Origin of the sequence: Paenibacillus apis (genome assembly GCF_018333295.1) — a bacterium.
GTDB classification, from domain to species: Bacteria; Bacillota; Bacilli; order Paenibacillales; family Paenibacillaceae; genus Fontibacillus; species Fontibacillus antibioticophila.
Genome location: NZ_BORS01000005.1, coordinates 19732 through 44433, shown reverse-complemented (window position 1 = coordinate 44433; position 24702 = coordinate 19732). Strand labels below are relative to the sequence as shown.

Sequence of the window (24702 nt, the reverse complement as noted above, 5' to 3'; positions counted from 1 at the left end):
AGGAGAAGCCGATTTTTTGTTAATTTGCTAATTTAAAAAGTTAGTTGTGCGATTTGGTCGATGGAAGCTTCCTCCCCAGGATCTGCCTGAATCAATTGATCATAAACTGTTTGATCACTGCCACCGGAGACTTGTAAAGCAGCCAGGTACCACCGGGCAATTTCCCGGTTGTTTGGATCACTAAAGTCCTGCGGGAGTCCTTGGTGGAAGATGGCAGCCGCCTTAGCTGGATCGCCCATCATATACTGCATCTTACCGGCATGAAGTGCCATATTCAGGGTAACTGCGAATGGATTACCTTGTTTTTGTCCCTTAGGAAGGGACTTCAAATGCTCTACGCCTTTTACGACATGATCGAAGGCTTGAAGTCCGGAGAAGAAATACTTTTCCTTCTCTTCAACTGCACCACTGCCAAGGCTTTGGTATCCGAGTTCATAGGACTCAACAATCAACTGTTCATACCAGTTTTGATCATAAGCATAGCGGCCCGCGTTGTCCTTAAGAACATCATAGGCTTTAGCGTACTCGCCTTTGCTTTTGTATAACGATGCAAGCTGGGCGTATAGATTTTTATCAAAGGGTTCTTGCTTCAAGGCGCTTGTCAACAAACTCAGATTTTGAGTATAAAAGGCCTCTTCCTGTGTTTGCTCATAGGCGGATCGCAGAAGGACATTATAGTTAAGCACAGCCGTTGGGTGATTCTTCCGCTTATTCAGGGCTTGGGCAAAAGGAGTCTGAATCTCCTGGAAGTTCGAGCTTGTTGCCATCAACTCCTGCCCCTTCTGCAGGGCATTGTTCGCTTGGACATAACGGATTGAAGTGAAAATCAACAGCAAGGAACTGATCACAATAACACCGTTATATAGCACGCGGGCAGTCGAACCTTTCAGTGAAAGGCGTTTGACCGGCTGAGCATCCATTACTGCAGACATGCCCCCAAGACCCAGGAAGACTAATACTCCAATGAAGACATAGCTCATGTTAAAGTCCATTAGACTATGAATCAGGATCGACAGGACGATGATAAAATACACGAAATACGAATTGCGCTGTGCTTCCCCGGATTTAAAATATCCGCGAATATATTTGTAAAAGATGAATCCGATGCCAGCAAAGAGAACAATAAAGCCTAAGAGACCAACCTCTACCAGGTATTGCATGGCAAAGCTATGTGCTTGACGGCTTGAATAAGGGTTGTTCTGGTATTTCTCATAGATGGAAGCCCAGGCGCCTCCTCCGGCACCCAGTATCGGATAATCCTTAATAACCTTAACGGCATCTTTATAGAACGTAAAGCGTTCCAGCACACTGTGCTGTTGGAAGTTGATATTCTCCAAACGGTCGCCGATGTTGCCCGGAAGAACATGCTTCAGATTTGTTCCGAGCAAGAGTGCTACAAGAACAACCGAGGCCAGAACAGAAACCACAGGCAGCCATAGGCCGCCAAGCTTTTTGGAAGCCCAGCGTTCTGTAATTCGGTCTAACCAAGGTGACACGTAGCGTTGGATGACCCAAGCCAGCAAGGCTACAATGAAGGAGGCAACAAGTACATACCCCCAGCCCTTCGCCGGATTGTTAATCTCCCCCAAATGGAATTGTTGTCCGAGTTCTGTAACAGGCTTAGCGATAGCTAGTGTGGCTAGACCAGAGATCAGGACATAGATAATCCACAGAATTTGCTTGGCCGGCTTCAGGAACAGTAGCAACAAGATGAACACGACCGGCAAGAAGACAAGCCCGCCGCGTGACAAGGTCAGCAGTAACGACAGAATAATCGGCACCAGCATAAAGGCATGAATGGCCTGGACGTACCATTTTGTAGAACGAGTAATAGCAAACACAGCTACAAACAGAAAAGCCATCAAGAACGCCGCATAGGTATTCGGATACTGGAAAACGGAGGCCAGCCGCGGACCGTTGGAATCGATCCATATGGCTTGATTGTACTGGCCCCCAATAACCGTCTTGGTAAACCAACCGACTAGCGCCGACACCGTTCTTCCCTGCCCCAGCCAGTTGAATAGACCGAACAAGACAATAAGATAAGAAACACTGATGAGAGATGTCTCGATGATGACGTTAGCAGATCTATTTTGCAAAGTATAAAGTCCAATTACAAAAATGATTGCATACAGCCCCTGAATCAGCACTGCATTCATGGCAAAATAGTGACTGGCCGCCGAAATCAAAGCGAGGCAATAGGTAGCAGGAATGAGCAAGACCCAAACCGCCGTCCAGTCCCGCTGATCCTCTAACTTGAATTTTTTGAAGTACGCCCATATCCATACAAGCGCGAGGATCCCTCCGATTAGTCCAGACCAATAGATGGGGCCTTCAAAGTTTTGAACCAATCCGTTAAATAGTCCAGCCTGGAACGGAGCCCACACCAGAAACATAATCAATCCGACAATCAATAGCCACAGCGCCGCAGGGAAATTCCCCCGCTTTCTCGACGTTGCCGCTTTTTTCCCGTATACTGGATTCGACACGTATTTTGCTCCTTTACTAGTAGATACGGGTAATATTTTAGCATAGTGAGGCTATTTAAGTCTAAAAGCATTTGTATTTTCCAATAAGGTAAAATAGGTATTACTGTGAATAACATTATAAAGGATGGTAATGAAAATGAAGCAGGTAAAAGTAAGCCCTAATGTCACGCTATCTAATAATACCCCATTTGCTTTATTTGGTGGGCCATGCGTTATTGAGTCCGAGTATGTAGTTATGCACTTAGCTGAGCAGATTCAAAAAATTACTGAAGAACTGAATATTCAATATGTATTTAAAGCTTCTTTTGATAAGGCAAATCGTTCTTCGGGCAACTCATTTCGAGGATATGGACTAGAAGAGGGGCTCAAAATTTTACAAAAAGTAAAGGATACATTTGGTGTGCCCATAGTGACTGATATCCACGAATCCTATCAGGCTGAAATTGTGGGGGAGGTGGCAGATGTACTACAAATTCCTGCATTTCTATGTCGTCAGACTGATTTACTTGTTGCAGCATCTAAAACGGGTAAAGCTATCAATGTAAAGAAGGGACAATTTCTGGCTCCATGGGATATGAGAAATATCGTTGAGAAATTAGAGGAAGCTGGAGCAACAAACCTGTGCTTAACCGAACGTGGGAGTAGCTTTGGATACAATAATCTTGTTGTAGATTATAGAGGACTTGAAATTATGAAGGGATATAAATACCCTGTAGTTTTTGATGCCACTCATAGTGTACAAATTCCAGGAGGGAATGGTACAACTTCGGGCGGACGGCGTGAATATGTACCTGCTTTGTCAAAAGCTGCTGTTAGTGTAGGGGTGGCAGCATTATTTATGGAGATTCACCATGATCCTGATAATGCACTTAGTGATGGTCCTAATATGGTTCCATTAAACCAACTTAAGGAATTACTTGCCGAATTGCAACAGTATGATCAAATTACAAAAGAGAAAATGAACAGATGAAAAGCTGCATAAAATTAATCTGTTGTGATGTGGACGGGACGATGACAGACGGGACTATTTATGTTGGTTCTGAAGGGGAATTATTTAAGGGATTTAATGTAAAGGATGGTATGGGGATCGGCCTGGCCCTACAAGAAGGCGTGAAGTTTGCGATAATTACTGGACGTGAATCGGAAATAGTCTCCATTCGTTCCAAGGAACTTAATATAACGGAAATATACCAGGATTGCAGCAATAAAACTGAAATTGTGAAGCAACTAAAGGCTAAGTACAACTTGTCCAGAGAAGAAGTAGCTTTTATTGGGGACGATGTCAATGATATCGTAGTGAAAGATGAAGTGGGTTTATTAGCCATCGTAAGGGACGGTCATAACAAAGCTAAAGCTTTGGCAGATGTGGTGCTGGAGACTGAAGGAGGTAGGGGAGCTGTTAGGGAATTTGTCGATCGGTTCATTCTGGATGAAGATAATTGAATGGGAGGGAACGCTGTGCTTACAGACCTTTCAAAAATAACGACAGACATGATTCTAGATAAAGCTGCTGTCTTGTTAAAGGAAGAGATAGAAGCAATTCAAGAAACTCAAGATCTGCTGGATGAATCGTTTCGAGATGCTGTTATGCTGTTGAAAGATTGTACTGGTAAGGTAATCATAACTGGTATTGGTAAATCTGGACATGCTGCCAGAAAAATGGCTGCTACCATGGTTAGTCTCGGGATTACAGCAGTGTATCTTCATCCGGCGGAAGCCGTTCATGGGGATTTAGGTATTGTTCAAATGAATGATATTGTTATTGGTATTAGTAAAAGCGGAAGCTCTAAAGAACTGATTACTATATATCCGGCAATCAAAAGCTTAGGTGCTCATATTATATCGATAACATCTAATTCATTGTCGAAAATGGCTGAATATTCAGATATTGTCCTTAAAATAGGCAATAGTAAAGAAGCTGGCCATTTAAATTTGGCGCCGACCTCCAGCGTAATTGCAACATTAGCCTTGGGAGATGCGCTTGCCACTATTGCAGCTGAACTGAGGGGATTTGATGCTGACCAATTCGCTGTTTATCATCCAGGTGGAGCACTGGGTAGTATTTTAACCTTAAATGTTGAGGATTTGCTTACAGAAAATAGTTATTCAGCTGTTCAAGAGACGGATACCTTTAAAAAGGTGCTTGTTGAACTGACATCTAAAAGAATCGGCGCTACCGTCGTAATGAACGGTGAAACTGTTGTTGGTATTATAACGGATGGAGACCTGAAAAGGTTGCTGGATAAGCATCAGGAAAAATGTTTTTCGTTATTAGCAGGGGACATTAAAGTGCCTTATCCGATTGTTATTCAGAATGGTACCAAGGTAAGGAATGCCATTAAAATGATGGAACAAGGAGAAAGAGCAATATCGGTTGTACCTGTGATGGATGGAGATGTTTATATGGGTACTTTAAGAGTTCACGATGTGTTAAAAGGTTTATAACGCAATAAAATAATGGGTTTATGTTCAGGTCGATAAACTCAAGGCGATAGAAAAGAAAGGAAGAAGTTCGTGAAAAAAGGTAAGGGACTATTCTCAAAGACCCTATTCATGTCCAATTTTACAATTGATCTAGGTGATCCTAATTTTCGGACTGGAGCTTATCTAAAGTATTTAGAACCGTTGGCCAATTCTTTATCAAGAGCAACAAATACAGAAGTTCGTTTTTTGATCTCTAGACATTCATTTGAATCAGTGAGAAAAGGTAATACCTCTAGCAAAATCAATCAAAATAATAGTTATATCGTTGATTATCAAAAGAATATTCAAACTTTTGGATTAGGTGACGAATTCGTTAGCCTCTCCTATAATAATAATTTTACAGGAGATCAATTATCGAAAATATATCATTATTTTCATGAATTATTCCAAGAATGGGAGCCTGATTTAATATTTTCCTGGGAATTTCCAACTACGATATTTCGATCACTGTTTCCTAATGCTCTGATAATTGATTTAATGCCCGGACTTTTTATGAGACCACCATACCCAAGAACTATTTCTTTTGACCCCATAGGGCTATATAAGGATTCAATTTTTAAATGGCAAGATAATAATCCCACGAAGGCTACAGATAAAGAAATAAGTTTCTACTACGGGCTTCGAGATCACTACAAAACTTTTTATACAAAGCACTCTTCGAGGGAGAAAATACTATCAAGCTTACGAGGAGCAGATCAATTTCAAAGATTTGCGTTAATTCCTTTACAAATATCAAATTATTTCGGATTCCATGAAAATAGTCAGTATAGTTCTCAATTCGATTTTTTATTCGATAGTTTGAGAAATATTCCATCAGATGTAGGGGTTATTGCGACCCAATATGTTAGTGGGTTTATTGAAGAAAAAGCAATTAATGAGAAAAATATAGATTTTTTGTATTCGAATTTTCCAAATTTCCTATATTCTATTGATTTTGAAAAAGTAGACAATATATCACAATTTATTGTGCCATGGACCGAAGCTACTGTTTCGGTATCTTCAACAATTGGTTTACAAGCTCGTTTCTTTGGTAACAAATTAATTTCACCTTCTCGCTCGCACTTGGCCTACTTTGCAGACGGCACTAATCTTTCTGAATTCAATAAAAAAGATGATTTAAATGATAATAATATGGCCTTGTTGTTAAGCAGGCAAACCATGTTAGAGTCTCGACTAATTAATGAGCCGGATTATTTATTGGCAGTATTAACTGGAATATATGTTAACCGTGCTGAGGGAAAAATGGGATTGGACTTGCTATTCAATAAAAATCTATTAAACAATATTGAAGATAATATATATCACTATATGAGCGGTTCATCAACTAAAGTAGCATTGCGTCAATTAGATAAAATTAATGCTAGTGATATTGGTTTTGAAGAGAATGATTTACAAGTATTATTACAGGAAATTGATAACTGTTCAGTAGTTTCGTTTGATATTTTTGATACTCTTTTACGCAGAAGTGTATTTAAACCGGAAGATGTTTTTCAAATTGTTCAGAGTAGATTACAAGAATCTATGAACAATCCAAATCTCCCCTCTTCAGTAATTAACGCTTTTGCAAGTCTGAGGGCGGGTTCTGAAAGGCAGTTGCGTCAAGAACGGGACGAAATGCTTGAGCAAGGGATGGATGTAAGTGAAGAAATAACAGTTAATGAAGTATATAAATTTATGATAAATCGATTTGGAGGTAATCTTGATGGGGTTGATGCCTTAATTAAGATTGAGCAGGAAGTGGAATTGAGTGTCTTGACTGCACGGAAAATTGGGAAGTGGCTTTTCCAAACTGCTATTAATAAGGGTAAAACTGTTATTATTGTGAGTGATTTTATTCATGATGAGCATTTTATAGTTCAGGCATTGGATAAATGCGGAATTAAAGGATATGAAAAATTATATGTTTCTTCATCCATTGGTAAAAAAAAGCATAGTGGAAATTTATTTAAGTTTGTAGAAAAAAATCTAAAGGTTAGTAGCGATAAAATTTTGCATATTGGTGATAATCCCATCGGAGACTGGACCCGCGCACATGAATGTGGATGGAAAGCTATTCGTATCAGTTCTGCAAGAGAGAAAGCGGTTGAACTTTTAAAGAATCGAGATATTCCTTTGAAAGTATTAGATAAAAGTTTTTATTTAAGAACTGCTTTTTCACTATTTTCTGAAGAATTTTATGGCGGTAATGTATTCAATAAAATTGAAAATTCTACCATTAGCCAGAACCGAGAGTTGATCGAAAGTGGTATTGAACTTGGCTATTTAGCTTTAGGCCCTGTTATGTATTCTTTTTCGGAATGGATTATTCAACAGTCATTAATTAATAACTGTAAGTCAATTGTTTTCTTTGCAAGAGATAGTTACCTACCATATAAAATTATACAAATGATAATTAATAAGAGACCTGAACTTCGTAACCTTAAGTTACACTATATTTCCACTTCGCGTCAGGGATTAATGGGACTGAATTTTTTGCAACCAGAGGATTACTTGACAGTTCGTATAGATGATTATTCAAGAAAAAATCCCTTTTCTTTATTATTGAAACAACGATTTGGCTTAAGTTATGATACGATCTCCACAGATATTTTATCTCGTTGGAATATCGATGATATCCATATGCCAGTTGCTAAACTAACACCAGCTGCCATATTTGGTATTGTATATGAACATGTAAAAGAAAATTGGACCGTTATTAAAAACGACCTTGAAATGAAACGAGAAATCTATAAAAGTTATCTTGAAGAACAGGGGGTCGATTTAGATCAAGACACCTTGGCTGTAGATTTCGGATATAAGGGTTCCACTCATTTAATGATTCGGAATTTATTCCTTGGGAAGTTTATTCCAGCTTTTTTTATGACATACTCTAATGGATTTGGTTTTGAACCTATGGATAATGCTAAAACTTACCATTTGGAAAATATAAATCCAACTATAAAGGATATTGATGTGTTTCTAAGTCATAACTTAATTATAGAAACTCTTATAAATGAGCCTGTTGGTTCATTGGTTGAGGTCATAAAACACTCGGATAATGAGATTAAAGTTATTCGGGAGGAAATGAGTTCAAGTGAACATATCTCTAGGGTTAGTTCTATTCAACAAGGTGTACTGATGTTTGTGGAGAGTTGGATTGATAAATTCGGGGAAAACCTTTATTTTGCACAATTAGAAAAAAACTCTGCGTCGTACTGGCTAAATGTTATCTTAACAAATCCTACTTTAACGGAAGCGAAGCTAATGAGCGGTATGATTTTTGATAATGCTTATGCGGGGCATTCTAAAAGGTATATTGTTGTTCCAGAGGGTGCAGATAATTCCGATAGAAGTATTTGGATAGAGGGGCACTCTATGCTTTATAGTAATTTTGAGAATTATTTGGATGTTGGTAGATTGTCATTGAAAAGAAAAACTCAGAACCCAATAACTTTTGAAAAAGGTATAGTAGTTGTAAATAATATGAAATTCCCGCGGAGAATTAATGTATTACGTATATTGCATAGAGATGATTTTGTAGAAGCCATTTCATCATTGGCAAAGTCAAATATTTCACTTAAGAACAAAAGACATTACGCAAGAATGGTTAAGTCCTACTCAAAAAAATACGTTGCAGCAAAAATTTTCAATGAAAACGGTGGAATTGTTAATGCTAATATCTCTATAGTAGAGAAAGTAAGGGCATATTATTACTTGTTAAGAAAGAAATGAGATGTTTCACCGTTGATAATTATCATTAATTATGGACGCTAAGCTAGACATCATCATATACTCGTTATTTACCTCGTCATTGTGCCCGAGTTATTTACTCAACTTTCGCAGCTGCAAATCAGACTGAATACCTTGCGGTTGTAAGGACTGAGCCTGTTTTTTAACTAGACTTGACAAAAAAACGCCTCGCTTCAGCGCAATCGCAGTAAGAAGGCGGAGCTGCTTGCTCGAGTGTTCGGCCATACCACGGGCCGATTTACTAAAGGATACACCTTGCTAACGCTTGGCTGGTCTGATGGCTTCAGCTTCGCCCCGATTGACTTTGTCGTGCTCTCGTCTACCAAACTTTATGAATGGTCTAAATGAGATGACGACAACAATCACGCAACGTTGTCATGGGTACAAGCGCCGTGTCGAGTCGCTTACGCGTAAGCCTGATATTGCCCTTGGCTTGATTAAACGTGCGATGAAAGCTGGTTTCCATGCAGATTACGTACTAATGGATAGCTGATTTACTCAGATGCCGCTTATCGAGGACTAGCGGCTGAAGGGCTCGCTACGATTGGCATGGTCAAAGAAATGAAACAACGCTACGTGTACGAATAACAACGACTGACATTGAGTGAACTATACCGAATCCTGCCAAAGAACGAGCAAACGTTAATATGGAGCTCAGTGATGTCCAATCTTCTTGTGGCATGGCCGTGAAACTCGCCCTCGTTCAAAACCGCAATATGCTGCGCGAATGGCTGGCTATTCTCAGTAGGGATCTTGCTTTAGTGCCGAATGAGATTGTTCGCATTTATGGCATGCGGTGGAGTATTAAAGTAACCAAAAGCTATTTGAAACAACGTATTGTGTCAACTCCAGCAGTGGATGGCTGATTTACCCTCCTACATCAAGGGTTTATTCGGTAATTCAAGCTGCGAAAGTTGAGTTGTTTATAATACATGAAAGAACATTTGTATAATAATCTTGTAAAATTGTCGCTTTTAAATATAATGATTCTAACTAATATAGAGAATTGAGAGAATCGGGGTTCAAAACATTGGAGAAATCAAAAGAGGTTTTTTTAGAAGGAATAAGGGGATTAGCAGCAGTCATCGTCATGCTCTCTCACTTTGTAATTGTTTTTTTTCCTGCTGCAAATTACCTAAATAAAAAACAAATTCATTTAAGTAGTTTCGAGGTGAGCATTGGAAATTCTCCCTTGAATTTAATTTACAATGGTAATTTTGCAGTCTTTCTTTTTTTTGTTCTAAGCGGATTTGTTGTAAGTTACAAATTTTTTAAGACTAATAATAAGGATGAAGTAACTTCAATAGCTGTTAGAAGATATTTCCGCTTAATGATACCTGTTATAGTAACTTCTACCGTTGTTTATCTATTAATGAAGGCAAATTTGTTTTACAATGGTGAAGCTGCAAAGTTAACAGGATCTGCTTGGCTAGGGAAACAATGGACTTTTGATCCTTCTTTATATCAAATGCTCAAAATTACATTATTTGATGTCTTTGTGAAGGGGAATAATCAATTTAATAATGTACTTTGGACTATGAAATGGGAATTTTTAGGTTCATTTATTCTTTTTGGCTTCATGGCTGTATTTGGTAGTTTCAAGTTTCGATGGATTATATATATAATTTTATTAGTTATTTTTTTTAATTCATACTACTTAGCCTTTATTGCTGGTATGATGATGGCAGACTATATTAATATAAGAAAACCTCTATTTTTAAAAGGTTTAAGGATCAATATTTTCTTTATGTTGTCAGGTTTATTCTTGGCCTCATATCCAACACATTATAAGGGAGGGACGAAAATATACGATATCGTAAATAAAATTCTAGATATGGATTCGGAACAAATCCATATAATTGGGGCTATTTTATTTATTTTTTCAGTTCTAAATTTGAGCTTTTTACAAAGATTTTTCTCAAATCATATATTTGTATATTTGGGTAGGATATCTTATTCAATATACCTAATCCATTCCATATTTATTGGAACAATATCTTCTTATTTAATTATTAAACTAAATACTCATATGAGTTATGCAATGTCATCATTAATAATATTTTTATTTTCAATAGTTAGTATACTTGGACTTTCAGCCTTAATGAATCGATATATAGATGAACCAAGTAACAAGTTTATAAAAAGAACTTATAATAAGTTAATTACAAATGAGATATTAACTGGTACGAAAAGCATGGAAAAGGCATAGTTAGGTCATATAGGTATATAACTATTAATACTTTTTAGCATCCAATTTCTATATGAAACAGGAGAAGTAAATGATAAAACATGCTATCCAGGATTTCATAAAATATAAAGATTATTTTACTTATAACGTACAAATAAACCTTAGACTAAAGGTTTCCAATACATTTTTAGGGTATTTTTGGTGGCTAATTGACCCTTTACTGCATATGTTAGTATATTCCTTTATAGTTGAGTTCGTTTTTCGTCGGGGAGAGGCTAACTTTCCGGTATTTGTGTTTTGCGGTTTGTTAAGTTGGAAATGGTTTAGTTCAACCATGAATTACAGTGCAAGTTGCATTAAATCAAATAGTGGCGTATTGAATCAGGTTTATGTGCCAAAGTTTTTGTTTCCATTACAGGAGACTACGGTAAATTTAATTAAGTTTTTGTTTGGATTTATAATATTAATTGCAATGCTCTTTTTCTTTAAAATTATGCCTACAATTCATTTTCTTGGGGTTATTCCGATTATAATTTCAAATTATTTATTTATCTTTGCTGTTTCTTTGCTACTTACTCATTTTGGGGTTTTTATAACTGATTTGAAGAATTTTTTGGGACATTTCACACGTATTTGGTGGTACCTTTCTCCAGGGATGTACAGTTTGAATATTATTCCTGAAAAATTCAGATGGGTGTTTTGGTTAAATCCGAATACAGCTTTTTTTGAGAGCTATCGAAATGTAATTATGTATAATGAATCCCCTAATTATGTATCCTTACTTATATGGGATGTAATTAGTTTATTTCTTATTTATGTTGGACTTCGAATAATCTATCAATTTGATCGTAGTTACTCCAAAATTATTTAGTAGGAGTTATTCTATGGAATATATCATTGAAGTTGAAAACTTAAGTCTTAATTATCGTTTTATAAAAAGTTTAAGTTTTAAAGAATGGGCCAGTAATTCCTTTTCGTTAGGCAAGAAAGAATCAAAGATAAAGACTTTTAAAGCCTTGCAGGACGTTTCCTTTAATATAGAAAAAGGGAAAACGGTAGGTATAATTGGTGAGAATGGGGCAGGAAAGTCAACACTTTTAAAAGTACTAGCAAATGTATATGCACCAGATGAAGGTATTGTTAAAATTAATACGGATTCTATTTCGTTACTTACTTTAGCAACTGGCTTTAAATCGGATCTTTCTGGGTTGGAGAATATATATATTAATGGTCTATTACTAGGCCTTAGTAAAAAAGAACTGGATGAAAAGTTTGAAGAAATTACAGTCTTTTCCGAATTGGGGGGATTTTTAGCTAACCCGGTTCGCACGTATTCTTCAGGTATGAAGTCTAAACTCGCCTTTTCGATTGCCAGCCATGTAAATCCTGACTTGTTATTTGTTGATGAAGTGTTTAGCGTCGGGGATGCTCGATTTCGTAAAAAAAGCGGTGCAAAAATTAAAGAATTAATTAATTCCGATCGTACCGTTGTTATGGTTTCCCACAGTGAGGAACAAATCAAAGAGTTGTGTAATGAGGTCATTTGGCTTGATAAAGGTAAACTGATAGCACAGGGTGAAACAACAGAAATTTTGAAAGAATATAATCGTTTTTCAAATCGTTAAGTTCCGCTTAGTTGTTAGCTTGAATATATTGCTCCCTTAGGTTGAGATACGGGAGGGCGAAAAATAAGTTATAATAAGACTATGGAAAAACGGAACCGATATACCTCAGAGTTTAAGACAAGGTTGTGCTGGAGGTCCTTCGTGAGGAGGAGACCGTCAACGAAATCGTCAGGAAGTATGAAGTCAGTCTGGTCATGGTGAGCCGGTGGAAAGCTGAGTCCTTGACTGAGCCTCTACCGTCTTTGAGAAGAAGACCAGTGATGCCGAGAAGTTGAAGAAGGACTAGGAGAGTAAGCAAGAACACCTAGAGAAGCTAGTAGGCAACTCACGGTTGAGGTCGACTGACTCAAAAGAATCTGGCCTCAAAATGAACCTCTTGAATCCAGGCGGGGTAGAGTGCGACAACAACGAGATTACAGTGAAACGTCAGGACTTGTTAAGCGTGAATCGGACAACCATTTATCGACTTACCGCAAGAAAATAAAAAAGTGATGAGAATGTGCAGATCATGTATCGGATCGATCAGATCTACATGGATCACCCGTACTTTGGGTATCGTCGAATGACCGGTTCCTCCGCGGATCAGGGCATTCAGGTGAATTGCAAACGCCTCCGCCGACTCATGCAGCGAATGGGACTCAAGGCGATCTATCCGAAGCCGAACCTGAGCAAACGTCTCCGTGCCCAGTACACCTGTCCTTATCTGCTCCGGGAATTGTCCATTGTTCGGCCCGATCAGGTCTGGAGAATTGACATCACCTACTTGCAGATGGGCAAGGGCTTCATGTACCTGTTCAACATTATCGATTGGTACAGTCGAAAAGTGATCGACTATGAACTGTCTAGTACGCTAGAGAAAGGCTTTGTTCTCAGGTGTCTTAAACGTGCCTTCGGTCACCGGAAACCAGAGATCATGAACAGCGATTAGGGCTCGCATTTCACGAACGCCGATTACCTTAAGCTGCTCGAATAAGAAGGTGTTAATATTTCCATGGATGGTAAGGGCCGTGTCACGGATAACAGTTGGACAGAACGCTATTTCCGATCGTTCAAATACGAGTGTATCTACTTAAATGAGTTTAAAAACCCTGCGCACTGCGCAAAGGGGCTGCTCGCTATGTCCAATTTTACAATCAGGAGCGCCCTCATCAATCCCTAGACGGAGCTAGACCGGAGCAGTTCTACAACGACGATACTGCGTAAATTGCACCCTTATCTTGCTAAATTGCGAGATTGGAGGACATAACTTATTCCTCAGAAAATCGTGTCTTGACGACGGGAAGCATTACAGTTAGGGAGTGGTTTCAATAAACATATTTATTTCAAGTATGGGGAATGTTGAGTTTGGTATTCCTGTTCTACTTAAAAGATTAACTGATGAATTTAATCAACGGCAATGCCAGTGCTTCTATTTTACCATCCCTAATGGCAAAGGTATTGATGGGGACAAAGAACTTTATAATAAGCTAGAGATAAATGCAATACGGTTTAATCTATTTAATAAATGGAACCATTGGAAATATCATGAGTATAGGCTCTATACAGAAGTTGAAATAGTCAACATGCTTAAGCTTGATCGTGATATAGAAAAAGTGAAAACCGGTTTGGACAGGACGGGTTTATACAAACACCAGGTGGAAAGTTATCTGGAGAGCATTCGTGAAGCTGACGAACTATTTGGAATAGATCTTTTTATTGTATGGAGTATGCGACTCCGGGAACGAACAATCTATCAGTATGCTAAAAAACATAATATTCCTATTTACATTTTTGAGCATGGCTACTTTAGACCGTTTACGCTTACAGTTGACACGGAAGGCATAAACTTTGAGAATTCACTACCAAGGTCAAGTGATTTTTATTTAAAGGGGACCTTTGACGAGGAACGCTTTCAGAAATATTTGACACATCCAGAAATAGCGGTTAAAGACAAAAGTATAACAACAAGGTATAGAGAAATTTGTAGTGCTCATAGTCGATCTAACGGACTAAAAGGGGAAATTAATTTAAGAACTTATATAACCAAATTGGATAAAAAAAAACTTGCTAATATTACTAAGAGGCTAAAAAATAAGTATATAATTCAACCACTAATAACCAAAAGGGTTGATTATCAGATAGCAGCATATAACCGATTGTCTGAGGAAATGATTGCTTTAGGACATCAGTATATATTTGTACCATTTCAACTTCAAACAGATACTCAAACAGTTTTGTATTCCCCGTATATTAAAACTATGCTTAAACTCGTTGCCATAATGTCAGAAGCTGTGGCAGTATACAATAGTAAGTACCAAGCTAAACTAAATGTCGTCTTTAAACCGCATCCTATGTACAAAGTTAAAGAGCCTGATCTTAATATGTTGGACATCATAGGGGTCTGTAAAAAATATAAGAACTGCTACATTAACACTACACTAAGCACGTCTACATTAATAAACAGCAGCGAATTTGTTGCAACTATTAATTCTACTGTAGGTATTGAGGCATTAACCCAAGGGAAAAAGGTAATGACATTAGGGCAGGCATTTTATAATATAGAAGGAATTGTTCAAAATGTTGAGCACCCTGATCAACTTGTGGACAGTATTTACAATACGGTTCATAATCCGCGTAATGAAGAGCTTATTAAGCATTTTCTATATTATATACGGTTTCATTATTTTGCGGAAATTTTCTACTTACATCCCGACCTTGCTTCAGTTAGACGGTTGGCAGACCGAATATTGGATAACCTTTAAAAGTTTCTAGTAAGTCTAAGGAGAGATCGAAGGTATGATTGGCATTTACTCTAAGGGGATCGCAGAGATTCCTTTTTTGGAATCCTTTCTTCAGGATGAAGTGGTGTTGAATCCTAAAGATGGCTATCCTTTAACTTACATTGCTGGCTGGGGGAAAAAGCCAAGTGCAACTCAAGCCTTAATAAAGGCTAAGAAGCTGAGTATTCCTTATCTTTCTTTGGAAGATGGTTTCATTCGTTCCGTTGAGTTGGGGGTTCTCAAGGGGCCGCCTTTGTCACTGATCATCGATCCTGTGGGTATTTATTACGATGCTACCTGTTCATCCCGACTTGAAGAGATCCTTAATGAAGAGACTTTCTCAGAAGAACTGTTGGCTGAAGCTCGCGTGTGTATGAAGTTTATTGTTGAGCATAAAATAAGTAAGTATAATCATACCAATGAGCGTTTTGTCCCGCTGATTAATACTAAAAAAAATATTTTATTGGTAGACCAGACCGCAAATGATATGTCAGTAGAACTCGGTTTGGCCAATGAACAATCCTTTAGGCAAATGTATGAGCATGCCTTGAACATTTATCCTGACGAGAACATATATATTAAAGTACACCCTGATGTCATTGCTCGAAAGAAAGAAGGATATTTGTCCAAACTATCTCTGGATCCGAGAGTGAACATAATATCAAAAGATATAAATCCAATTGATTTAGTGTCTTACATGGATCATGTTATGGTAGTTACTTCTCAACTAGGTTTTGAGGCATTGATGCTTGGAAAGAAAGTTTCATGCTTTGGCGTTCCTTTTTATGCTTGTTGGGGTTTAACGGAGGATCATTTAACATGTGAGAGAAGAACTAGGCAACGGTCGCTTGTAGAAGTATTTGCGGCTGCTTATTTGCGCTATCCTTCATATATTAGACCTCAAACTGGGATATCTGGGCATTTATTAGATGTTTTAGAATATATTAAGTTGCATAAGGAAATGAAGGATAACACAAAAATAAATAAATTAGTAGGGATACCTATATGGAAAAGGCAGTTTATGAGGCCTTTTTTTGATAAGTATACTACCTTGAATTTTATCTCTTCCCACTCCCAATCTACAAGGCCTATCGCAAATGAATACAAATATATTGTGTGGAGTTATCAAGCAGGGGAAGTAACTCAAAGGTTACACGAAACTCAAATTGAACGGATAGAAGATGGTTTTTTTCGATCTGTGGGCTTAGGTTCTAACTTTCATCCTCCTTGGTCTTTGGTGAAGGATGATTTAGGTATGTATTTTAATCCCAAGGCACCCAGTCGGCTGGAGCAGATTCTTAATACTACCGGATTTGATGAAGTAGATCTGAAGGAAGCGCGTTTAATCCGAAAGTACATTATCGAGCATGAACTTTCAAAATATAATACGGATATTTCTCGAGAATTGAATATTAACAATGAAGATAATCGCAAGGTTTTATTTGTCCCCGGGCAAGTGGCTGATGATGCATCGATTATTTATGGGTGTGCTAATGATATTCGTACAATTGAGGATCTTCTGACCAATTTGCGTAATACTTATCCTAATGCATTTATTTTATTTAAACCACATCCTGATGTGGTGAAGGGGAATAGGCGTGGAATGTATTTGGACTCGAAACTAATAAATCTATGCGATCATATTGAAACCGAAGCCAGTGTGCTCCAATGTATAAAAATAGCAGATGAGGTTCATACGTTAACCTCGCAAACTGGATTTGATGCACTATTGAGGGGGAAGAAGGTTTATACTTATGGAGGTCCCTTTTATGCTGGGTGGGGATTAACTTCAGATTTGATTAATTTTCCAAGAAGAACACGGATGCTGAGTCTGGATGAACTGGTAGCGGGAACGCTTATTTACTATCCGAAATACTATAATTGGGACCTGAAACAGCAAGCTGATTGCCGTTCTGTACTCAGAAAGCTAGTTTCCTTAAGAGAAAAAAAATCAAAAGCGAGATTTTCGGGATTGCTAGATACGAATAAAACAAGGTGGCTTCGTAAATATATGCACTTATCTCGAGAACTATTAGGACGTGTTAGATAGAAAATGACAAAACAAACTATCTGTTTTTTCCCCATAGTCCATTATCAAGCAGAGCTTTTCTGTAAACTGGCAAATACTTTGTTAGGGGCGGGAATCATCAACAAAGTAATATTTGTTTGTCCTTCAGTGAGCAGTTATGAATATGTTAAGGACAAATTCCCGTGCTATTTAACAGCGGATTTACTAAAGCACGCCGATCCTTCCAAAGATGTTCAGAATCTGAGTATTACCACAGAATGGATATTGGATCTGTTTGAGATAAGGAAACTGAAAGTTGAGGAGAGATATTATTGTAAACTAAGACAACAATCAGTTGGAAATATCCAACAGGAAGCCATCAGTTATTGTACAATTTGGGATTCGTTTTTGAGTATACATGAAATTGATACCCTATTCGTTTGGAATGGATATATTGTACCGCAGCAAACGCTTATTGCGTTTGCCAGAAGAAAGAAAATTAAAGTTCTGTATTTCGAGAATGGATATAAGTCGGATACTTTTGTCATTGATCCAGTAGGAATAAATGCGAAAAGCAGCTTTAAGACATTATTGTCGACATCAAGATCTACTGCTTCTTATTCAACTGAAAAGAAGATCGAATCAGTCACGCCCCCCAAAAAAATAAATAATTATTTGCGTTTAAGGTCAAAAATTAAATTATATCAGTTTAAATATCGTAATGTAGCTTTATTTAGATATGAATTTTCTCAACCCGTTCATGTCAAGCTTCTTCATTTACTAGAAAGTTTTTTGCAACTGCAGAAATTAAGTCCAAAGGAGCCCTATATTTTTTTTCCTCTCCAAGTAATTACGGATTCACAGCTTATTGAGAATTATGGACAGGATCAGTCCGAGGTAGTGGAACAAATTGCTTTGCTCCTGGATCAAATTAATGTTGAACGGGATCGTCCGATTGAGATGATCGTTAAAGAGCACCCCCGGCAGGAAACACGCAGGTATATGAATGAGTTGCGCAGCCGAATACAGAGTTCCTATATAAAATTCACACGTCTTGACAGAACAAATGACTTAATAAGAAATGCGGCTGCGGTAATTACCATAAATTCCAGTGTGGGTTATCAGGCGCTTAAAATGAAAAAAAATGTGTTTGTTTTGGGGGAAACTATTTATGAGGGGCCGGGATTAGGCATGAAAGTTGATGACCTGAACGAGATTAAAAAGCAGTTGCTTCAGATTATAGACAATGGTGATGCTTTAATCGATAGTAGTAAAGTGAACGAGTTTGTTGAGCGTTACGAAAAGTTCTGCTATTCATTTAGTTATACCGATAAAACAAGTCAAAAAATAGTTGATAATATTAAATATCTTTTAGATATAGGGGGGGCACAATGAAAGTTATCGCAATTATACCAGCACGTTATGCTTCGACTCGGTTGCCTGGAAAACCGCTAAAGCAAATTCAAGGCATTCCAATGATTGAACATGTCTATAAAAACGTTACTAGGTCGCAATTAATTGACGAGGTGTGGGTAGCGACGGACGATGAGCGTATTAGTTTGGTGGTTTCTTCTTTTGGGGGTAGATGTATAATGACCAGTTCAGAACATCAAACAGGTACAGATCGGCTTGCGGAAGCTATAAAATCATTGGCTGCCGATCTGGTTATAAATGTTCAAGGGGATGAGCCATTGATTCAGGGTACTATGCTTGACGATTTGGTACGTCCATTTTTAGAAAACCCTGCTTTGGAAATGGCCACTTTTAAGTCTAAAATTGAGAACGATGAAGATGTACTTAATCCTAATATTGTAAAGGTAATTACAAATGATTCTGGAAATGCGATATATTTCTCTAGATCACCAATTCCATACAATCGTGACAACAGGAGCGTAAATTATTATAAACACATTGGTGTATATGCCTATAAAACCAGTTTTCTTAAAAAGTATGTTAATATGCCTCAGTCTCCCTTGGAGTTGGCGGAATCCCTTGAACAATTACGCGCTCTTGAAAATGGTACGATAATCCGGGTCATCGAAACTGACTTTGAATTAATCAGTGTGGATACCCCTGAAGATTTGCAGAAAGTGAGTCAATACTTGGATTTGGCAAAGGAAGTGGGGATGTGAATTTTTCCGAGGATTGTTCGATTTGCAGGAAACATGCAGGAACAGATGATTACTTGCGGATAGCAAGGGGAAGTTGCTGGAATCTCTATGCAGGGCCTTATGAATCTCAAGTGCAAGGTTATCTCTATTTGGAGCCCTTGAAACATATCGAAAACTGGGGAGAATTTACGGCGGACGAACTGCTTGAAGTGGCAAGAATAATACCTGTAGTGGAAAAAGTTTTAAATCGGTTATTTGATCTAGAGAGATTGTATGTCGTTACTATAAGTGAGGCAGTCAGGCATCTGCATTTACATCTAATTCCGAGGGTGAAGGAACAAGAAATAAAGGGAATTCCTTTAATCGCTCAGGCTACTCAACAAAAGACGAATGAATTCACAATTAGTCAAACTCAATATCATGATAGTATCATTCTTTTAAAAAAAGAATTTGAAATAGAAAGTTTTTAGCTTGGGGGTTAATTATAATGAAAGCCATCATTCTAGCCGGAGGTACCGGATCTCGTCTTTACCCTTTAACTAAGGTCACCAACAAGCACCTTCTTCCTGTAGGGAAGTATCCCATGATGTTTCATGCTATAAATAAGCTAAAACAAGCCGGGCTTATGGATATCCTCATTGTCACTGGCAAAGAGCATTTGGGAGATGTTGTAAGCCTTCTTGGCAGCGGCAGTGAACTTGGTGTTTCTTTTACCTACAAGGTTCAGGACGAGGCGGGAGGAATTGCCCAGGCTCTTGGACTAGCCGAACAATTCGTAGGCAGTGATCAGATGGTGGTGATTCTGGGGGATAATGTGTTTTCCGATGAAATTACGCCGTATGTTGGGAGATTCAAGGACCAAGAGACAGGAGCAAAGATTCTCATTCAAAAGGTCCCTGATCCCACACGTTTCGGTGTCCCTGAACTTGAAGACGACCGAATCATTTCTATTGAAGAAAAGCCGAAGCGGCCGAAATCGGATTATGCCGTTACTGGTATTTATATGTTCGATCACCGTGTATTTGAAGTTATTAAGCAATTAAAGCCCTCCTCACGAGGCGAACTGGAAATCACCGACGTCAATAATGCATATATTAAACGAGGAGAATTGACCTTTGATGTGCTTGAAGGTTGGTGGACCGATGCCGGGACACATGCTTCTCTGGCAAAAGCCAATGAGCTGGCAAAAGATTTAGTTTTCGGTGAGGAGTTCGGCACACTCAAGCTTTAGTATAGGGAGGATGCTTGGCTATGAGAATAACCTCGTTAAAGCTACAAGGCGCAGCATTGCTGGAACCGGTGGTACATGGCGATCACCGGGGTTTTTTTATGGAAAGTTATAATAACAAAATGATGCAGTCTTTGGGAGAGAATTATTCGTTTGTTCAGGATAATCAGTCGCTATCAGCTGAACCAGGTGTACTGCGAGGCTTGCATTACCAGTTGAATCCCAAAGCACAAACGAAGCTATTCCGGGTGTTATCAGGGGTTGTATACGATGTGATTCTCGATATTCGCCGGAATTCACCAACATTTGGCCAATGGGTCGGCGTCATTCTCAGCGAGTATAATAAGCGTCAATTATTAGTTCCGAAGGGCTTCGCCCATGGTTTCTGTACTCTTGTTCCAAACACCCAAGTTTTATACAAAGTGGACGAATATTATTCCCCTGAGCACGACCGCGGCATACTATGGAATGATCCGGCTCTGGGAATCGACTGGCCGATAAGTGAGCCGCTACTTTCGGATAAAGACAGGCTCCATCCGACATTCGCTGTTGCGGAGATTAATTTTGATTAGGGGGACTTATAAATGAAGCTGCTTGTAACAGGCGGTGCCGGTTTTATCGGCAGCAACTTTGTATTATATATGCTCCGCCAACATCCCGACTATCAGATTGTAAACGTGGATGCACTTACTTATGCCGGAAACCTAGAGAACCTGAAGTCGGTGGAAGGCAATCCGAATCATACCTTTGTGAAGGCGGATATTACAGACACCAAGGCTATGGAAGAACTGATGGGTCAAGATGTTGATGTGATCGTCAATTTTGCAGCAGAATCGCATGTAGATCGGAGCATACTGGAGCCAGATGTTTTTGTGAAAACCAATGTGCTTGGCACTCAAGTACTCTTGGAGGCTGCTCGTAAGTATAGTGTTGAAAAGTTCGTTCAGGTATCGACAGATGAAGTATATGGGACATTAGGGGAGACTGGATTATTTACGGAAGAGACTCCGCTTCAGCCGAATAGTCCATACTCTGCCAGCAAGGCTGGTGGGGATTTATTGGTCCGTGCCTACCATGAGACATTTGGGCTGACGGTTAATATTACGCGTTGCTCAAACAATTATGGTCCCTTTCAATTCCCGGAGAAGTTAATTCCATTAATGATCTCAAAGGCGCTTGCCGATGAGGCGTTGCCAGTGTATGGCGATGGGTTAAACATTCGCGACTGGCTGTACGTGGAGGATCACTGCAGTGCCATTGATCTTGTGATCCATAACGGGCGCAATGGAGAAGTCTACAACATCGGCGGGAATAACGAACGAACGAACCTGCATATCGTAAGAACAATTCTGGAGCAACTAGGTAAGCCAAAATCCTTGATTAAGCATGTACAGGATCGTCCTGGGCATGATCGCAGATATGGTATTGATCCTACGAAGATGATACAGGAGTTAGGCTGGAAGCCGAAGCATTCCTTCGAGACGGGAATTCAGGAAACGATTCGTTGGTATTTGGATAATAAAGACTGGTGGACACGGATTCAGAGCGGGGCTTATCAGGACTATTATGCGAGGCAATACGGCGAGCGCCTCGGCGGTGATCTGGCATGAAAGTGCTGGTTACAGGGGCGTCAGGGCAACTGGGGACGGATGTTGTAGCACAGTTAAAGCATAGTGGACACGAAGTCATTGCGTCAGATAGGGATACTCTCGATATTACAGATGCGGCAGCATGTCAGTCGTTCCTTCAGCAATCCAAGCCAGAGACTGTCATTCATTGTGCAGCCTATACCGCAGTGGATCGAGCGGAGGAAGAGGTGGAAGCCGCCTATGCTGTAAATGCTACGGGCACGCGGAATATGGTCGTAGCGAGTGAACGGATTGGGGCCAAGTTTTGCTATATTAGTACGGATTATGTGTTTGATGGGCGTTCTGACTCGCCTTACCGCGAGTATGACGATACGAACCCGCAGACTATATACGGAAAATCCAAAAGAGCAGGAGAACAGCTTGTTCAGACCTTATCCTCGCGCTATTTTATTGTAAGGACATCCTGGGTGTTCGGTCTGCATGGACATAACTTTGTTAAAACGATGCTTAGACTGGGGCAAGAACGTGATGAAATCAAGGTTGTCCATGATCAGAAAGGATCGCCGACGTACACATCAGACTTGGCTGAGTTTCTGCTACAGTTGATCGCAATGGAGCAATATGGCATCTACCATGCTTCGAATTCCGGCATATGCACATGGTATGAGTTCGCTTCGGAGATTTTTGCCGAGGCTGCAGAAATTTTGAATCGCCCCTTAAAGGCAAAACTCATTCCCTGCACGACGGAGGAGTTTCCGCTGCCTGCTCCCAGACCGGCGAACTCAGTCATGGAGCATTTATCCATTCGAAATAGCGGATTTAAAGATTTGAGATCATGGCAGGAGGGGCTGCAGGATTTTTTGCAGCATTATTTGAAGAAATAGGGCAATTTGATATAATGAACTTTGATATAGAAAACATGAGTATTACTAACGTACGGGGCGCTGAAAATGAGGTGCTCTTTATTTTTTCTATGCATGAAGGGAGCCGTCATGACTGCAACTGTCAGCGTACATATCGTGACTTTTAATAGCTGCAAAGATATAGAAGCCTGTCTGGAGGCTGTACTCCAACAGACTTATCCTGTGGAGCAAATTATCCTCGTTGATAATGATTCCAGTGATGATACGCTTGAGCGTGCCGAGGCAACGCGCATACGTTCAGGCAAGGAGATCGTGGTGATTCCTAATAAGAAGAACGTAGGCTTCGCCCCGGCTCATAATCAGGCAATACGATTGTCAGGAGCGGATTATATGCTAATCCTTAACCCGGATGTGATTCTCACTTCAACTTATGTGGAGTATCTTATCCGTACTATGAACAAGGATCGAGAAATCGGGAGCGCTTCGGGTATGCTGGTATTCCAGAGTCATCCGGAAATCATCGACTCTACAGGACTTGTCATGAATCGGATCTGGAGAGCCTTTGACCGGGGAGCCGGCGAACCGTCAGCTAATTGGAAGGTGTCCGGCGAAGTATTCGGTGTGTCGGGTGCTGCAGCCATGTACTCAAGAACGATGATTGAAGCTATCTCCGTTCAGGACCAATTTTTTGACGATGATTTTTTTGCCTATAAAGAGGATGTGGATGTCGCTTGGCGGGGAAGACTGTTCGGTTTTAAGTCATATTATTGCGCAGAAGCGGTTGGTTATCATAAACGCGGCTGGAAGAAAGGAAACCGCAAGCAGCAGCCTTTGTTCATTCGTCGTTATTCTTTCATTAACCGCTATAAGATGATGTATAAAAATCTGAGTCCTTCAGCATGGAAGAAGCAGCTTCTCCCTTTGCTGGGCTACGAAATAGCCGTGCATGCCTATATGCTGTTAAGAGAACCGAAGGTTCTTGGGGCTTGGTTTGATTTCCGTAAGCAGCTCCCACAATTAAAGGAGAAGCGGAGAGAAATTATCCAAAAGCTAAACAGTGCAAAATGAGTCGCGCCAGTCCATGAATTGAGGTATACCCCTTGATATGTTAAGAATAGAAACAAGGAGGCTGCGCCACAGCCTCCCCGGTACAACACTTGGGTGGGATACCTCCAAGAAAATACCTTGAAAATAACCCGCGTCTTGGCGCTAACCTGGGCGGGTTATTTTCGTTTACTCAGATAAGTAAGAGACATATTATACCATGGGCGGCCCGATATTGGGGTTCTTTTTCTTAACAAGAATAATGTCGATAGATTCTAAATTAATACGAGAACAAGAGTTCGCTTTTTTTGTTAGAATATGGTATAATTAGCAGGTACAATTGATTGGCTATATAGGGCGGTCGGCTAATCTCCCGGGAGGGAGGTGATGCCATGGAAGTCTATCAAGCTTTGACGCTAATGATTTCATTTGCGACATTGGTTGTGTTAGTACTTTCATTCCATAAACGGAAATAGACCGCCCTGAACGAGGAAACGGTCTATTTCTGGATCTTTCCGCAGCCAACCGCTCTTATAGCGGCATTGTGCAGGGGATCGGTTACAGCCGATCCCTTATTTATTGTTA

20 protein-coding genes and 1 pseudogene are annotated in these 24702 nt (G+C 39.4%); 20 read left to right on the top strand and 1 reads right to left on the bottom strand.

What is annotated here, in order from left to right; genetic code table 11:
- Positions 1-32: 32 nt before the first annotated feature.
- A complete protein-coding gene (locus KI362_RS08700) occupies positions 33-2489 on the bottom strand; it encodes an O-antigen ligase family protein (protein WP_301626488.1) in 2457 nt (818 codons plus the stop codon).
- Positions 2490-2625: 136 nt separating this feature from the next.
- On the opposite strand from KI362_RS08700, the gene kdsA reads away from it, so the two are divergent.
- From kdsA to KI362_RS25525, 20 genes and pseudogenes are all read left to right on the top strand, one after another.
- Positions 2626-3459, top strand: a complete 834-nt coding sequence (gene kdsA / locus KI362_RS08695) for a 3-deoxy-8-phosphooctulonate synthase (RefSeq protein WP_301626486.1) — start codon at positions 2626-2628, stop codon at positions 3457-3459.
- Positions 3460-3500: 41 nt separating this feature from the next.
- Positions 3501-3932, top strand: a complete 432-nt coding sequence (locus tag KI362_RS08690; RefSeq protein ID WP_374705638.1) for a KdsC family phosphatase — start codon at positions 3501-3503, stop codon at positions 3930-3932.
- A 15-nt stretch (positions 3933-3947) separates the two neighbouring features.
- Positions 3948-4934, top strand: a complete 987-nt coding sequence (locus tag KI362_RS08685) for a KpsF/GutQ family sugar-phosphate isomerase (RefSeq protein WP_301626482.1) — start codon at positions 3948-3950, stop codon at positions 4932-4934.
- A 69-nt stretch (positions 4935-5003) separates the two neighbouring features.
- Positions 5004-8684, top strand: a complete 3681-nt coding sequence (locus KI362_RS08680) for a hypothetical protein (protein WP_301626480.1) — start codon at positions 5004-5006, stop codon at positions 8682-8684.
- A 189-nt stretch (positions 8685-8873) separates the two neighbouring features.
- Positions 8874-9532 (top strand): annotated as a pseudogene (locus KI362_RS25600) (transposase); the annotation flags it as partial.
- Between the two features lie 200 nt (positions 9533-9732).
- Positions 9733-10911, top strand: coding sequence for an acyltransferase family protein (locus tag KI362_RS08670; protein ID WP_301626478.1), 1179 nt, complete (start codon positions 9733-9735; stop codon positions 10909-10911).
- Positions 10912-10981: 70 nt separating this feature from the next.
- The gene (locus tag KI362_RS08665; protein WP_301626476.1) at positions 10982-11761 is read left to right on the top strand and encodes an ABC transporter permease; all 780 of its coding nucleotides are present in this window, start codon (positions 10982-10984) and stop codon (positions 11759-11761) included.
- A gap of 13 nt (positions 11762-11774) precedes the next feature.
- Positions 11775-12515 (top strand): ABC transporter ATP-binding protein, encoded by a 741-nt coding sequence (locus tag KI362_RS08660; RefSeq protein ID WP_301626474.1) that lies wholly within the window; start codon positions 11775-11777, stop codon positions 12513-12515.
- A gap of 508 nt (positions 12516-13023) precedes the next feature.
- Complete coding sequence (locus KI362_RS25530) at positions 13024-13443, top strand: DDE-type integrase/transposase/recombinase (RefSeq protein ID WP_374705637.1); 420 nt, start codon at positions 13024-13026, stop codon at positions 13441-13443.
- A gap of 400 nt (positions 13444-13843) precedes the next feature.
- Entirely contained in the window at positions 13844-15256 is a 1413-nt protein-coding gene (locus tag KI362_RS08650; RefSeq protein ID WP_301626472.1) for a capsular polysaccharide export protein, LipB/KpsS family, read from the top strand.
- A 34-nt stretch (positions 15257-15290) separates the two neighbouring features.
- Positions 15291-17324, top strand: a complete 2034-nt coding sequence (locus tag KI362_RS08645; RefSeq protein ID WP_301626470.1) for a capsular polysaccharide biosynthesis protein — start codon at positions 15291-15293, stop codon at positions 17322-17324.
- Between the two features lie 3 nt (positions 17325-17327).
- Positions 17328-18677 (top strand): capsular polysaccharide export protein, LipB/KpsS family, encoded by a 1350-nt coding sequence (locus KI362_RS08640; protein ID WP_301626468.1) that lies wholly within the window; start codon positions 17328-17330, stop codon positions 18675-18677.
- Positions 18674-19414 (top strand): 3-deoxy-manno-octulosonate cytidylyltransferase, encoded by a 741-nt coding sequence (kdsB, locus tag KI362_RS08635; protein ID WP_301626466.1) that lies wholly within the window; start codon positions 18674-18676, stop codon positions 19412-19414. The genes KI362_RS08640 and kdsB overlap by 4 nt, the downstream gene beginning before the upstream one ends.
- Positions 19411-19863 (top strand): HIT family protein, encoded by a 453-nt coding sequence (locus KI362_RS08630; protein WP_301626464.1) that lies wholly within the window; start codon positions 19411-19413, stop codon positions 19861-19863. Before kdsB ends, KI362_RS08630 begins: the two co-directional genes overlap by 4 nt.
- Positions 19864-19880: 17 nt before the next feature.
- Entirely contained in the window at positions 19881-20624 is a 744-nt protein-coding gene (locus tag KI362_RS08625; RefSeq protein ID WP_301626462.1) for a sugar phosphate nucleotidyltransferase, read from the top strand.
- A gap of 20 nt (positions 20625-20644) precedes the next feature.
- Complete coding sequence (gene rfbC, locus KI362_RS08620) at positions 20645-21193, top strand: dTDP-4-dehydrorhamnose 3,5-epimerase (protein ID WP_301626460.1); 549 nt, start codon at positions 20645-20647, stop codon at positions 21191-21193.
- Positions 21194-21205: 12 nt separating this feature from the next.
- On the top strand, positions 21206-22231 hold the full coding sequence (gene rfbB / locus KI362_RS08615) for a dTDP-glucose 4,6-dehydratase (RefSeq protein WP_301626458.1): 1026 nt from the start codon (positions 21206-21208) through the stop codon (positions 22229-22231).
- Positions 22228-23094 carry a dTDP-4-dehydrorhamnose reductase gene (gene rfbD / locus KI362_RS08610; protein ID WP_301626457.1) on the top strand — a complete coding sequence of 289 codons (867 nt, stop codon included), beginning with the start codon at positions 22228-22230 and terminating at the stop codon, positions 23092-23094. The genes rfbB and rfbD overlap by 4 nt, the downstream gene beginning before the upstream one ends.
- Before the next feature lie 93 nt (positions 23095-23187).
- On the top strand, positions 23188-24141 hold the full coding sequence (locus KI362_RS08605; RefSeq protein ID WP_301626455.1) for a glycosyltransferase family 2 protein: 954 nt from the start codon (positions 23188-23190) through the stop codon (positions 24139-24141).
- 368 nt (positions 24142-24509) lie between these two features.
- Positions 24510-24593, top strand: a complete 84-nt coding sequence (locus KI362_RS25525) for a putative holin-like toxin (RefSeq protein WP_374705644.1) — start codon at positions 24510-24512, stop codon at positions 24591-24593.
- The last annotated feature ends 109 nt before the right edge of the window (positions 24594-24702 follow it).